This is a genomic window from Meiothermus cerbereus DSM 11376 (assembly GCF_000620065.1).
In the GTDB taxonomy this organism is placed as follows: Bacteria; Deinococcota; Deinococci; order Deinococcales; family Thermaceae; genus Meiothermus; species Meiothermus cerbereus.
Map to the genome: position 1 here is coordinate 134,780 of NZ_KK211061.1, position 13,092 is coordinate 147,871.

Annotated in this window: 10 protein-coding genes; 3 read left to right on the plus strand and 7 right to left on the minus strand. The window is 64.2% G+C overall.

The window, feature by feature from the left end; genetic code table 11:
* Nucleotides 1–186: 186 nt before the first annotated feature.
* Genes Q355_RS16040 through Q355_RS0113790 form a run of 4 tightly spaced genes read right to left on the minus strand, consistent with a single transcriptional unit; the run spans nt 187 to nt 3,797 of the window.
* Nucleotides 187–2,589, minus strand: coding sequence for a S8 family serine peptidase (locus Q355_RS16040; RefSeq protein WP_084496142.1), 2,403 nt, complete (start codon nt 2,587–2,589; stop codon nt 187–189).
* Nucleotides 2,590–2,601: 12 nt separating this feature from the next.
* Entirely contained in the window at nt 2,602–3,021 is a 420-nt protein-coding gene (locus tag Q355_RS0113780; RefSeq protein ID WP_027878310.1) for a hypothetical protein, read from the minus strand.
* 29 nt (nt 3,022–3,050) lie between these two features.
* Complete coding sequence (locus Q355_RS16045; protein WP_036259652.1) at nt 3,051–3,572, minus strand: P44/Msp2 family outer membrane protein; 522 nt, start codon at nt 3,570–3,572, stop codon at nt 3,051–3,053.
* A 36-nt stretch (nt 3,573–3,608) separates the two neighbouring features.
* On the minus strand, nt 3,609–3,797 hold the full coding sequence (locus Q355_RS0113790; RefSeq protein ID WP_027878311.1) for a hypothetical protein: 189 nt from the start codon (nt 3,795–3,797) through the stop codon (nt 3,609–3,611).
* 93 nt (nt 3,798–3,890) lie between these two features.
* On the opposite strand from Q355_RS0113790, the gene Q355_RS0113795 reads away from it, so the two are divergent.
* Nucleotides 3,891–6,878, plus strand: coding sequence for an ATP-binding protein (locus tag Q355_RS0113795; protein WP_027878312.1), 2,988 nt, complete (start codon nt 3,891–3,893; stop codon nt 6,876–6,878).
* Nucleotides 6,879–7,004: 126 nt separating this feature from the next.
* Here the strand turns inward: Q355_RS0113795 and Q355_RS0113800 are convergent, their stop codons facing one another.
* Nucleotides 7,005–9,263 (minus strand): xanthine dehydrogenase family protein molybdopterin-binding subunit, encoded by a 2,259-nt coding sequence (locus Q355_RS0113800; RefSeq protein WP_027878313.1) that lies wholly within the window; start codon nt 9,261–9,263, stop codon nt 7,005–7,007.
* Nucleotides 9,264–9,324: 61 nt separating this feature from the next.
* Between Q355_RS0113800 and Q355_RS0113805 the strand changes: the two genes are divergently transcribed.
* Entirely contained in the window at nt 9,325–10,260 is a 936-nt protein-coding gene (locus Q355_RS0113805; protein ID WP_027878314.1) for an acetamidase/formamidase family protein, read from the plus strand.
* Nucleotides 10,261–10,263: 3 nt separating this feature from the next.
* Here the strand turns inward: Q355_RS0113805 and Q355_RS0113810 are convergent, their stop codons facing one another.
* Nucleotides 10,264–11,172, minus strand: a complete 909-nt coding sequence (locus tag Q355_RS0113810; RefSeq protein ID WP_027878315.1) for an AAA family ATPase — start codon at nt 11,170–11,172, stop codon at nt 10,264–10,266.
* Between the two features lie 99 nt (nt 11,173–11,271).
* Between Q355_RS0113810 and tsaD the strand changes: the two genes are divergently transcribed.
* On the plus strand, nt 11,272–12,258 hold the full coding sequence (gene tsaD / locus Q355_RS0113815; protein ID WP_027878316.1) for a tRNA (adenosine(37)-N6)-threonylcarbamoyltransferase complex transferase subunit TsaD: 987 nt from the start codon (nt 11,272–11,274) through the stop codon (nt 12,256–12,258).
* 11 nt (nt 12,259–12,269) lie between these two features.
* On the opposite strand, the gene Q355_RS0113820 is transcribed toward tsaD, so the two are convergent.
* The gene (locus Q355_RS0113820) at nt 12,270–12,953 is read right to left on the minus strand and encodes a TapB family protein (RefSeq protein WP_027878317.1); all 684 of its coding nucleotides are present in this window, start codon (nt 12,951–12,953) and stop codon (nt 12,270–12,272) included.
* Nucleotides 12,954–13,092 lie beyond the last annotated feature (139 nt).

Below are 13,092 nucleotides of genomic sequence, written 5' to 3' on the forward strand. Positions count from 1 at the left end.
CCACTGCAAAAGGTTGTGGTGGCTTGCAAAAGCGCCTCATACTTCCCGACCCCGGTTACCTCAGCGGTATTTTGTTTAGGTATAAAATATTTAGATTTGATGTAAAAAATTGTATTAGATACCACAATCAACCACCCCGCCCGTAAGCGGGGTGTTTTTTGGGCTGCGGCGGGAATGGGGATGAGTTTACCGCTCGAGCAGTCTTTTGAAGGCCTCGAGGACTGGCTTGTGCTCGAGCTCAGCGGTCGTGCCGGAGACCAGCTCGAGGCTCAGGTTGATGTTGCTGGCCGGTGGCCGGACCAGGGCCACCTGGCGGCCCACCAGGTACACCCCAAAGTAATCGCCGCTGTCCACGGTCTGGTTGCGGTTGATGTCCTTCCAGCCGGCCACTGCATAGGAACCGGCCTCTAGCCCTGGGATGGTGTAGTTGCCGGTGCGGGTATCGGCGCTGAGGGTGACCCCTTTGGAGCGGTTGACATCGAAATCGCTGCCGGTCCAGAAGAGGGCAGCCATGAACGCATCCTTCAGGGTGGGTAGATTGGCGGTTCCCACCGTGAGCACCAGCGCGGCATTCACGGTCTGGCTGCCCGCACTGCCCTGCACCACCATGGGGTACTGGCCGGGCGGCACCGTAGCGGCCACGCTGAGGGCCAGGGTGGCGGTGGCACCGGTGGAGGGGTTAGGGGTGAAGGTGCCGCTCACCCCGGCGGGCGCGCCCTGAAGGCTCAGGGTAACCGCCCCGGTAAACCCTCCTACCCGCTCGATACCCACGACCACCTGGGCCGTACCGCCGGGTGCTACGGTAAGGCTGCTGGGGGTGGTGCTCAGGGTAAAAGAGCCCACAGGTGCCCCGGCCAGAGCCTGCAGGGCGGCATGGGCATCCACCAGTCCAGCCCCGCAGTCGGCGGCGGTGATCCCGGGCGGGGGGGTGGGGCGCCTGGCGTCGGTCTCGCCCTGGCACTGGGTCTGGGTGAGGGGACGGGCGGTGCGCCGCAGGATGTCGAGGGCCTCGGCGCGGGTCAGGCTGGGTCGGGCGCTTTTCATCAGGGCGATCAGGCCGGCCACATGGGGGGCAGCCATCGAGGTGCCGTGGTAAAAGACGTAGTTGAACTGGTTGTTGGGGTCGGACTTAAGCGGGCTCAGCACCCCACCGCCGCTCTGGATGCCGTTCAGGTTAACCGAGACATTCCCACCGGGGGCCATCACATCGATGCGCGTGCCAAAGTTGGAGTAGGGGGCGCGACCGCCCGAAGGGCCGGTTGCGCCGACGGTGATTACACCGCTACAACTGGCTGGAGTAAAGTTGGCTGCGTTCTGAGCGTTGTTCCCTGCCGCTGCCACAATAATGACTCCGGCAGCATTGATGCGGTTGATGACATCCTGGTAGAGCGGGGTCTGGCTACAGGGCCGGGCCCCGCCCAGGCTCATGTTGATGATGGCCGCTTTGTTGGGGTTGGCAGGTGCGCCCTCCACCGGCAGCGCGGCTGCCCACAGCATTCCATCGGTGATGTCCACCAGGGTGCCACCCTGTACGCCCAGCACCCGCACCGGCAGCAGCCGGGCGCCCCAGCTCACCCCGGCTACGCCCAGGTTGTTGTCGCTGCGGGCCAGGATGGTTCCGGCCACGTGGGTGCCGTGGTAGCTGCTCTGGGTAGGTTCTGACAGGTCGCCGGAATCCTCCGGGTTGTTGTCGCGCCCGTTGCCGTCGCGGGCATTGTTGGGGTCGGAGATCATGTCGAAACCGGGCAGGATGCGGTCTGGGTCGAAATCGGGGTGTTGCAAAAGCTGACCGGTGTCAACTACCGCGACCGTGACGGGGTTGGTCTGGCCGCGCTCGGTATCCCAGGCCTGGGGCAGGTTGATGGCGGGATAGTGCCACTGCTGGGGGTAGAGGGGGTCGTTGGGGGTACGGGCGGGGTAGAGCATATAGTTGGGCTGGGCATACTCGATCTCGGGCCGGGCGGAAAGCTCGGCCACCGCGTTCAGAACACCCTGGGCATCGAGCGGCGCCTGGAAAAGCGCGGTGCGCTCGAGCGAAAGACCCCGCACCCGTTGCAGAACCGCTCCGCTCGCTTGCAGCGCCTGCAGGCTTTGCAGGCTGACCCCCGCCTTGAACTTGACGATCACCTGCCCGGGTACAAAGTCGGTATCGGCTGCCGACGCGCCTCCAGTGCCGATGCTAACCGTGCCGGAGATGCTACCCCCGCTGCCGCCCGGCGGCCCGCCGCCAGCCTGCACATTCAGGCGGAAGGTAGCGGTGTTGCTGGCTGCGCCGCTGGTGCCACGCACCACCGCATCGTAGGTGCCGCTGGCGACCCCCCCACCCACCAGCACCGTGAGGAGGCTGGTGTTCGCGGTGCTGCTGACGCTGGGGGGGTCGAAGCTGCCGGTGATGCTGGGCGGCACACCCTCGAGCGCAAGCACCACCTGGTTGGTTGCGCCCGGCGCGAAGGCCACGGTCACGGTAGCGGTGGCAAAACTGCCCACGGTCGCGGTCATCCCCGGTACGGACAGGCTGAAATTGGGGGTGCCGCCGCCGCCGCAGGCGCTCACGAGAAACACAAACCACAAGGCTGCCCATCGGTACATAGCACCCTCCTGCTACTGCTGGTTGTAGGTGGAGGGAACGGTGAACTGGGTGGGGGAATTGGGCCGGGTAACGGTAAAGGTAAAGCGGTACTGGCCGCTAATTTTGAGGTAGCAGGTGTTCGGCGGCTGCAAGGCCAGCCGCTCGCTGGGGATGACCAGGGCGCCCCCCAGGTTGACATCGAAGTTACCAAAGGAAGGCCCGATGGCGTGGGTAATGTTGACGCTGAGGAGCTGCATGTTTTCGCTGGGGGCGGCCAGGAACTGCAAACAGGGCCTGATCTGGCCGCCAAAGTTGCCGTTGGTCTCGAGGGCGAAGATGCTGATGGTGGGGGTAGCGGGTGGGGGTGGGGGAGGGGCGGTGTTGCTGCTACCGCAGGCGCTGAGCACCCCCAGGACCAGCCATAGACCGGTGTGTTTGAGCCATGTGTTCATACTGCCTCCTTTGAGCTACTGCTTATGAGTCAGAAAAAGATGTTGGCGCCCACCCTGAGCCCGATGGTGGTGCCGCTGATGGGCATCGAGACCGCCGAGCCCCCGGCCGTCCCGGTGACCGAGCCGGTAGCGAAACCTGGCCGGGCCTCGGCGAAGAGGGCAAACTGGCGGTTGAGCAGATACTCCACCCCCAGCACCCCGTTGCCCTCAAATACGATTCCCGAGACCGAGGCCCCCTGCACCAACCCGCTCAGGAAGCCCAGGCCAACCCCTGCGCCGATGTAAGGGTTGATGGGGGAGTTGGGCGTGGCGACCAGGTACAGGCCATCCGCCCCGAATCCAAAGCCGGTCAGACCCCCTCCCGAACTAAAGGAAAGCACGCCCCTGGCCCCAAAGGCCGGGGTGAAGGTGGCCCCGAACTGCACCCCAAAGGTGGCGGTGCTGTCGTTGAGGGCGAAGGCAAAGGTTCCCCCCAGGTAGGCGCGCTGGGCCAGACCTTGACCCCAAAGACCGAGGACAATCAGAACCAGGGACAGCAGGATTTTTCTCATAGTATTTGCTCCTTATGGGCTCTAGAAGCACAAAATTTAGCGGGTGTCGGGTGGTTTTGGCCGGAACTGCTCCATCCAGTGCAGGGCGGCCTCGAGGCTATCGGTCTGGGCCTCCGCGCCGCTTTGCACATGGCGCACCTGGTAGCGTTGGCTGCCACCGGGAAGCAGCCAGCAGCGAACCAAGAAAGTGGTACGCTGCTTGGGCAGGCGTTTGGATTTGTGCATACAACGCTCCTCAGCAGCCTCATGGGGCCATAATTCCGCAGGGCCCTTACCGGTCACTTACTGGCGCTTACTGCCTTGCTAAGATGAAACAAGATGTCCGCGCAACCGCGCCTGCGCATTGGTTTACTGGGCCAGTTTCGCTTGAGCCTGGACGACCAGGTCTTGCCCATCCTGGCCCAGCGTAGGAAGGCCAGCGACATCATCAAGCTGCTGGCCCTGCAGCCCAAGCAGCGCCTCCACCGCGAACAGGTGGTGGACGCCCTGTGGCCCGATCTGGACCAAAAGGCGGGCATGAACAACCTTCACCAGAACCTCTACCACGCCCGCCGCATGCTCGAGCCGGGGCTTTCAAGAGGAGCCAGACCGCGCTTTCTGACCTTCGAACACGAGACCCTGGTGCTATATGCCAGCGGCCCGCTCGAGGTGGATTACTTTGCGTTCCTGCGCGGGGTAAGCCAGGCCCGCAGGCAGGGCGATGCGGCCCTCTACGAGGCTGCGGTGGCGCTGTACCAGGGCGATTTGTTGCCCGAAGACATCTACGAGGACTGGACGGAGCCCCAGCGCGACGAGGCCCGTTCGCTGTACCTGGCTGCCCTGCTTGAGCTGGCCCGGCTTTTGGAGCAGCAGGACGAACTGCTCCGGGCGGGGCGTTACCTCGAGCAAGCCATTGCCAAAGAGCCGACCGCCGAAGCGGCCCACCTGGCCCTGATGCAGATCTACGCCCGCACCGGGCGACAGATGGAGGCCATTCGACAGTTTCAAACCCTGCGCGAAGCCCTGGTACACGAACTGGGCGAGGAGCCCGACGAGGGCACCCGGGCGGTCTACGAGCAGATTCTGCAGCAGTTGCCTAACCTAAAAGAACGCGCGCTGTCCGCCGAGCCCAGACCCGCCCGGCCAGGATGGGTGCCGGCAGCTTTGTCGCCCCTGGTGGGCCGCGAAAGAGAGCTGGAAGAGACCCTGCAGCTATTGTCCGGTACCCGCTGCCTGACCCTAACGGGGGCTGCCGGTTCAGGAAAAACCCGCCTGGCACAGGAACTGGCCTCGAGGTTGCAGGGGCAGTACGAAGGGGGGGTCTGGTGGGTGGAGCTGGTAGCCCTGAGCAACGCTCAGATGATACTGCCGGCCATCGCCCAGACCCTGGGGGTGCACGGCACTTCTGAGCCCCTAAAGAGCGTCCTCGAGCGGTTGCAGGGTAGCAAAGCCTTGCTGGTGCTGGACAACTGCGAACACCTGATCGAAGGCTGTGCCGAGACGGCCATTCAATTGCTCAAATCGCTTCCAGGGCTGCAACTGCTGGCAACCAGCCGGGAGTCGCTGGGGATTGAGGGAGAGATGGCCTGGGTAGTAGCACCGCTGCAGGTGCCCGCTCCCGAAGCCGACGGCTACCCGGAGGCGCTGGAACGCTGCGAGTCGGTGCGATTTCTGCTGGGGCGGATTCGGCAGCGCCAGCCTCACTTTCAGCTCGACGGGCACAACGCGGATTACCTGGCGCAAATCTGCCGCCGACTGGAGGGACTGCCGCTGGCCCTGGAACTGGTGGCGACCTGGGTTGGGACGCTCTCGCTGGAGCAGATTGTCGCGCGCCTGGACAACAGCCTGCGCCTGCTGACCCGGGGCCACCGGGGTGTAGAGCGGCACCACCAGACCCTGGAGGCAGCCTTGGAGTGGAGTTATGCCCTGCTGGGCGAGCCGGAGAAAAACCTGTTTGTGCGGCTTTCGGTGTTTGTGGGGGGCTGGAGGCTCGAGGCTGCTGAAATGTTGTGCGCCGACCAGGGTATGGGGGCGGGTGAACTGGCAGAATGGCATGCCAGGCTGGTGCGCACCTCGATGGTCATGCGGTTTGAGGAGGGTTCCCAGCCGCGTTTTCGCATGTTGGAGCCGGTTCGACAGTTCGCCCAGGCCCGGCTTGAGGCCCTGGGTCTGGCCGAGGCAACCCAAAAACGTTTGCTGGAATGCTATCTGGCCGAGGCTACCCGCATTGCCCCCAAGCTAACCGGGGCGGAACAGGCCCAATGGTACAGCCACCTCTCCAGAGAGTACGAAAACATCCGGGCGGTTTTGCAGTGGGGCCAGTCCTGCCAGCTTGAGCTGGGTTTACAGCTCGCAGCGCGGCTGTGGCGCTTCTGGCAGGTCAAGGGTCACGCCCAGGAGATGCGGGCCTGGTTCGAGGAGGCCCTGCCCCAGGCCAGGCAAGTTCCTCCGGCTGTGTTGGCCGAAGCCTACAACGCAGCAGGAATCATGGCCCGCACCTGCGGCCTCTACGACCGCTCCTTCGAGTACCTGACGCAGGCGCTGGCCCTGCGCCGTGCGCTGGCAGATCGGCGGGGGGAGGCCATTGCGCTCAACAACCTGGCCGTGAGTGCCCGCGACCAGGCCGATTACCCCAAGGTCGAACACTACGGCCGTCAGAGCCTGGCCATCGCCCGCGAGATCGGCGACCGGAACCTCGAGGCCCTGGGCTTGATGAACCTGGGGGTTGCGCTGCGCGGACAGGCCCAGGATGAAGCAGCTCGCGAGCATTTTCGGCAAAGTCTGGCAATTTTTAGCGAGTTGGGCGAAAAGCGGTCGGTGGCTGCCCTATACAACTATCTGGGCGGACTGGCCCAGGATCAGGGCCGCTGGCAGGAAGCCCAGCAGCTCTACCAGCAGAGCCTCGAGCTCAACCAGGAGTTGGGCGATTTCTGGGGGCTGGGCATCTCCACCCACAACCTGGCTGCCCTTCGATACGAGCAGCAAGAGTACGCCCAGGCCTGGGAAGCGTTGCAACAGAGCCTGGCCTACTACCGCCGGGCGGGGGTGCGGCACGGTCTGAACGAATGCTTCGAAACTTTTGCCAGGCTGGCCCATAAGCGGGGCGAGCTCGAGCAGGCGGCCTGGGCTTTGGGGGTTTTGGAATACCTCGAGGACGCCATGGGTGTGGTGGTGTCCTCCCAACGCCGGGACCTGCGCGAGCGGTTGGCGGAAGAACTCCGTCTGGCCATGGGCCAGGCGGCGTATATGCAAGCACGCCAGCGAGGCCGCAGGAACACACTGGAAGATGCCTACCAGCACATCCTGGGTCGGACGCCCCAGGTTTGACAAGAAATGTCCGTGATTCGTTCTTCTTGCCGGGGCCCCCACCTGAAGCACTGGCGGGAGCAACCCGCAAATCTGGAAGGTTGTGACCTGCTCTAAACAGAATGCTTCAGGTGGGGTTCCTATGACCTATCGCGGTAGCTGCCGCCAGACCTTCTCCGGGGTGAGGGGCATATCCAGATGGGCGATGCCCAGTGCGTCCAGCACCGCATTGACCACCGCCGGAGTGGCCGCAATGGCCCCCGCCTCGCCCACGCCCTTCACGCCCAGGGGGTTGGTGGGGGAGGGGGTCTGGTGGTGGTGTGGCTCGATGGGGGGAATCTGGTCGGCTTTGGGCAGGGCATATTCCAGGTAGCTGGCGGTGCGGTTCTGTCCTTCCTGGTCGTAGACGATGCCCTCGAGCAAAGCCTGCCCGATGCCCTGGGCGATGCCGCCGTGCTGCTGACCCTCAAAAAGCAGCGGGTTGACCACCACCCCGCAGTCGTCCACCGCGATGTAGCGGAGGATTCTGACCTGGCCGGTCTCGGGGTCTACCTCGACCATGGCCAGGTGGGCCCCAAAGGGATAGTTGGCCTCTCTAAGGGAGAAGCTGGCGTGGCCCTCGAGCCCCGGCTCCAGACCCGCGGGCAGTTTGCGGGGGTTGAAGGCAGCAGCAAGAATCTGCTCAAGTCCAACCGCTTTGTCGGTGCCGCGCACCCCCCAGCCCTGCTCGAGCAGCTCGATGTCTTCGGGGGCCGCCTCGAGCAGGTGGGCCGCGATGCGAACCATTTTGTCGCGCACCAGCTCAGCGGCCTTCAGCACCGCCGAGCCCCCCACCGAGAGGGTGCGGCTGCCCGCCGTGCCCATGCCATAGGGAATAGCCAGGGTATCGCCCTGCACCACGCGAATGCGCTCGGGCCAAAGGCCCAGCCGCTCGGCCACAATCTGCACAAAGGCGTTCTGGGTGCCCTGGCCGTGGGGTGAGGTGCCGGTGAACACCACTGCGCTGCCATCGGGATTAACCCGCACCCCGCCGGTGTCCCAGCCATAGCCGGTAATCTCGACGTAGCTGCAAAGCCCCAGTCCCACCAGGCGGCCCTGGCTTCGGGCCTGGGCCTGTTCTGCGCGAAGCTGCTGGTAGTTGCTCACCTCGAGCAGCTTGTCCAGCACCTCGAGGTAGGCCCCGGAGTCGTATTTGGCCCCGGTACGGGTTTTGTAGGGGAAGGGGCCAGCAATAAAGTTCTTGCGGCGAATCTCGGCGGGGTCGAGCCCCAGCTCGCGCGCGCCCATGTCCATCAGGCGCTCGAGGTAATAGGTGGCCTCGGGCCGCCCGGCCCCCCGGTAGGCTCCGGTGGGGGTGGCGTTGGTGTAGACGGCCTGGAGCTCGAGCTCCAGCGCCGGTATTTCGTAGGGGCCCTGGAGCATCAGGATGGTGCCAGGGGCGTTGCCCAGGGTGGTCTCGAGGGCGTAAGCCCCCAGGTCGGCCAGCACCCGCCCGCGCAGGCCCAATATTTTTCCTTCGGCATCGAAAGCCATCTCCAGCTCGGCCACCTGGGCCCGCCCGTGGATGGTGGCATTAAAGCTCTCGCCGCGCCCTTCCACCCAGCGCACGCTCTGGCCCAGGTGTCGGGCCAGGTAGGCCACCAGGATTTCCTCGGGGTAGACGTTAATCTTGGCCCCAAAGGCCCCGCCCACATCGGGGGTGATGACCCGCACCTGATTCTCGGCCAGGCCCAGCCTTTCGGCTACGGCACTGCGCAGGTCGTGGGGCATCTGGGTACTCGACCAGAGCGTAAGCGCCTCGCGGATGCCGTCCCAACTCGCCAGCACGCCCCTGGGCTCCATCGCGCTGGGGGCCACCCGCTGCTGTACCAGCCGCCCGCGTACCACCTTGTGAGCTTGGGCAAAAGCCGGGGCCACCTCACCCGCGACGGTTTTGCGCGTGAGGGCGATGTTGCTTTGTAGGTGAGGGTGAATGGCGGGGGCCGAGAGGGCCTGCTGCGGCTCGGGGTAGGCCGGGAGGGGTTCGTAATCCACAAACACCTGCTGGGCTGCATCCTGGGCCAGGGCCTCGGAGGTCGCCAGCACGGCCACCACCGGCTCTCCCACGTACCGCACCCGCTCACGCGCCAGCATCGGATGCAAAACGCCTTGGGCATCGCGCGGCAGCGAGGCCGGGGCAAAGAGCTCGGGAAGGTCGCTTGCGGTATACACCCCGACCACTCCCGGTAGTTTTGTGGCTTCGGAGGCATCTACCGAGACCAGCCGGGCATGGGCATAGGGGCTTCGCACCAGGGCCAGGTGCAGCAGATGCTCGGACTTCAGGTCGGCCAGGTACTGCCCCTGGCCCCGCACCAGCTTGCCGTCCTCCAGGCGCTTCATGGGTTGACCAATGTAGCGGTTCGACATGAGGTTATGTTACCCACAAATCCCAGAAGAATGTGGATTGGGGGCGTATGCTGGGGGCGTTATGCCCACCCATGTCTTCGAGCCGACTTATTACCACCACACCTTCGGCACTCACCCGCCAGTACTATATATCGCGCCGGGCGATACGGTACGAACCACCTGCGTGGATGCGGCGGGTCAGGATCGGACCCTGCAGCAGGTAACCCCCAGGGGCAACCCCATGACCGGGCCTTTTTACGTCGAAGGGGCTATGCCGGGCGATACCCTGGTGGTGCGGCTGGAACAGCTCAGGCCAAACCGTAACCAAGCCTGGTCGGGGGCAGTCCTGGCCGCCAATGTGGTCGACCCCGAGGATGTGCCTGTGCTGGCCCAGGCCCGGGGTTCCGGGCGCTGGCTGGACTGGGAGGTGGATCTTGCGAGCAATACCGCACGGCTGCGTTCGACGGTGAGGGGCCTGGAGGGCCTCGAGCTCCCGCTGGAGCCCATGCTGGGCTGTTTTGGAGTGGCGCCCAGCCGGGGCGAGGCCATCTCCACCGCCACTTCTGGGCCGCACGGTGGCAACATGGACTACCGGGGGTTCAAAGAGGGAGTCACGGCTTATTTTCCTGTGCAGGTGGAAGGGGCCCTGTTTTTCCTTGGCGACGGACACGCCTTACAGGGGGACGGCGAAATTGCCGGAACCGGCCTCGAGATTTCCATGGACGTGCAGTTTTCGGTAGACCTCATCAAAGGCCAGCATATCCGCTGGCCCAGGGGAGAGGACAGGGAGTACATCTTCACCGTGGGCAACGCCCGACCCCTCGACCAGTGCGTGCAGCACGCTACCAGTGAGATGCTGCGCTGGCTCACCACCCAGTACGGGCTGGATATTCAGGGGGCCTCGCAACTGCTGGGCCAGTGCGTGCGCTACGATCTGGGCAACGTCTTCGACCCGGCCTACACCATGGTCTGCAAAATGCCTAAAAAGCTGCTACAGCGCTTGCCTACGCGCAGCTAGGGGCTACTTAGGCATGGTGCGCCGCAGCAAGTCCTGGATAATCTGGGCGATTTGAATACCCTCAAACTGGGCCTCTTCGGTTAGGAGCAGCCGGTGGGAGAGGGCCGGCATGGCCGCACTGCGCAGGTCTTCCCAGTCGAGGTGGGCGCGGCCCTCGAGGTAGGCCAGGGCTTTTGCCAGAGCCAGCCAGGCCTTGGCCCCACGGGGTGAGAGCCCCATGCGCAGGTGCTTCTCTTCGCCCGCTAGCTGCGCGGTGTTGGCAATGGCCTCGAGGGCGGGCTGGCTGACCACAACCTGCTGCGCTTCGGCGCGGGCTCCCAGCAGGTCCAGTCCTTCCACCGGCTGGGGCACCGCAGGTTCTTCTGAAAGAATCCGGATCCAGGTGGTTCTGGGCGGGGCCTGTACGGTAATCTTGGCCATAAAGCGGTCGAGCTGGGCCTCGGGCAGGGGGTAGGTGCCCTCGAGCTCCAGCGGGTTCTGCGTGGCCAGCACGATGAAGGGCTCGGGCAGGGCATAACGGGTTCCGCTCACCGTCACGCCCCGCTCCTGCATGGCTTCCAGCAGGGCCGACTGGGTCTTGGGGGTGGCCCGGTTGATCTCGTCGGCCAGTACCACCTGGGCGAATATGGGCCCCCGACGAAAAACAAACCTTCCGTTCTCCAGGATCTCGGTTCCGGTCACATCGGCGGGCAGCAGGTCGGGCGTGAACTGAATGCGGCGGTAGGAAAGGCCACTGGCTTCGGCAAAGGCCCTGGCCAGGAGGGTTTTCCCCAGCCCCGGTAGCCCTTCCAGAAGCGCGTGTCCGCCCGCTACGGCGGTAGCCAGCAGCTCGCGGATGACCTGCTCCTGCCCGAACAGAACCTGAGAAAGCGCAGTTTGTAAGACCGAAAGTTGAACTCGAGCCTCGCTCACAGGCTCATACTACCCGCCACGCATCACAGATCGACAGGTTCTAACCCGCATTTGGGAATATAACTTGACCCCTGGGGCCTTGCCGGTCAGAATCGGGTTGTGTGGATTCTGGGCATCGATACCTCCTGCGACGATACCGGTGTGGGCCTGGTGCGCGATGGGAGTGTGGTGGTCAACCTGGTGGCCTCACAAACCCTGCTACACCAGCGCTACGGGGGGGTGGTGCCCGAGCTGGCTTCGCGCGAACACACCCAGGTCATCGATGGTCTGGTACAGCAGGCCCTGACCCAGGCGGGCATCGGGGTATGCGACCTCGAGCTGATTGCCGCGACCCGGGGGCCCGGCTTAATCGGGGCTTTGCTGGTGGGCTACACCTACGGCAAGGGGCTGGCCTTTGCCCTGGGAAAGCCTTTTGTGGCGGTGCACCACCTCGAGGGCCACATCTACGCCGCGCTGGCCCAACACCCCGAGGTTGAACCGCCTTTTCTGGCCCTGGTTGCCTCGGGGGGCCACACCCACCTATTTGAGGTTAGAAGCTGGGGTGAATACAAACTGATTGGTGCAACCCTCGACGATGCGGCAGGGGAGGCTTTCGACAAGTCGGCCCGGCTCTTAGGGCTGGGCTATCCGGGGGGGCCGGAAATCGAAAAACTTGCCCGACAGGGCGATGCCAGCAAGGTTCCACTCGCAGTACCGCTCCAGGGTCAGGAAGGTTTTGCTTTCAGCTTCTCTGGGTTAAAAACGGCCGTGGCCAGGGCTTTGGAAAAAGGCTATGCCCCGGCTGACATTGCCGCTAAGTTCCAGCAGGTTGTGGTCGAGCACATTGTTCAGGTCGTGACCAGGGCGGCCCAGCATACGGGCCTCACCACCTTGTTGGTAACCGGAGGGGTGGCGCAGAATGCCACGCTCAGGGCCCGCTTGCAGGCGGCAGGCCTTAGGTTGCTTTTTCCCCCTAAGGGCCTTGCCACCGATAACGGCGCCATGATTGCCCTGGCGGCCTGGCGTACCCGCTCGTGCATCCCACAAAGCCAGCTAAGCCTTCCGGCTGCGGCCTACCTGCCCCTGAGCGCATCCAACCCTACCTAAGACGCTTTGGCTCACTTACGTAAAGCCACCAGCTCGGTCACGGTTTCGCCGTCGCGGGTTTTCTGGATGTTCTTGACCAGGCCCACATTCTCGGCGTACCAGCTTGTGCCCTGGCTTTCGAAGTTAAGCGGTAGGCTCAGCGGTCCGGCGCTGGCCCGCATCCGGGTTACAAAGGTGGTTTGTAGCTTGTAGGCCATAAAGCGGCCTGCGGGGGTGGTGATGGTTTCCTGGGCCACCACCCGGTAGGTGGTCTCGAGGGTACCGCTAACCTGGAAGCGCAAAGGGCCCTGCTGCCCATTACCCCGTATCTCCAGCACCAGCTTCCAGCTGCTGCCAATGCCCCAGCGGTCGTAGTCAGGGATGGCTACGCCAGTTACCTTTACTACGTCCAGGTCGTAGCTGATGGGCTGTGCTCCGGCTTCTACACGTCCGCCGCCCTGGGTGCCAAAGTCTGCCGGAGCGATGCCTTCTAGGGTACAGCGGTAGGTGGTTTCTTCCTTTCCGCTTGGGCCTTGGCGCACCTGGACAAAACTGCTGTCGGTGATGCTGGTTTTGCGGATCGAATAGGTGCTCGAGCGTTCGCCCGTTACCCGGTACTGCCATTCCCAGCCAGGGCGGGTGGGGGAGAAAGGCTGGTCGCAAAGCTGGGCCAGGGCAGAGCTACCCAGCAGCAGGGCCAACACCAGGGTGCGCATGGCTCTAGTTTATGCCTACTGCCGTGTGCCAGGCCAGGCTTTTCCTTTTTTTGCCCAATAGCCCGCTTTGGCTGGTTTCTTCCTGACAACAAAACGCCAGATGTTTGGATGCTTCCGGCTGGGGCGCAGGTAGGAGGGT

Bases quoted from the DNA above. Each gene is read 5' to 3' on its own strand.
- Q355_RS0113820 (WP_027878317.1), bottom strand. From the start codon at position 12,953: ATGCGCACCCTGGTGTTGGCCCTGCTGCTGGGTAGCTCTGCCCTGGCC.
- Q355_RS16045 (WP_036259652.1), bottom strand. From the start codon at position 3,572: ATGAGAAAAATCCTGCTGTCCCTGGTTCTGATTGTCCTCGGTCTTTGG.
- Q355_RS0113800 (WP_027878313.1), bottom strand. From the start codon at position 9,263: ATGTCGAACCGCTACATTGGTCAACCCATGAAGCGCCTGGAGGACGGC.
- Q355_RS0113790 (WP_027878311.1), bottom strand. From the start codon at position 3,797: ATGCACAAATCCAAACGCCTGCCCAAGCAGCGTACCACTTTCTTGGTT.
- Q355_RS16040 (WP_084496142.1), bottom strand. From the start codon at position 2,589: ATGTACCGATGGGCAGCCTTGTGGTTTGTGTTTCTCGTGAGCGCCTGC.
- Q355_RS0113780 (WP_027878310.1), bottom strand. From the start codon at position 3,021: ATGAACACATGGCTCAAACACACCGGTCTATGGCTGGTCCTGGGGGTG.
- Q355_RS0113795 (WP_027878312.1), top strand. From the start codon at position 3,891: ATGTCCGCGCAACCGCGCCTGCGCATTGGTTTACTGGGCCAGTTTCGC.
- Q355_RS0113805 (WP_027878314.1), top strand. From the start codon at position 9,325: ATGCCCACCCATGTCTTCGAGCCGACTTATTACCACCACACCTTCGGC.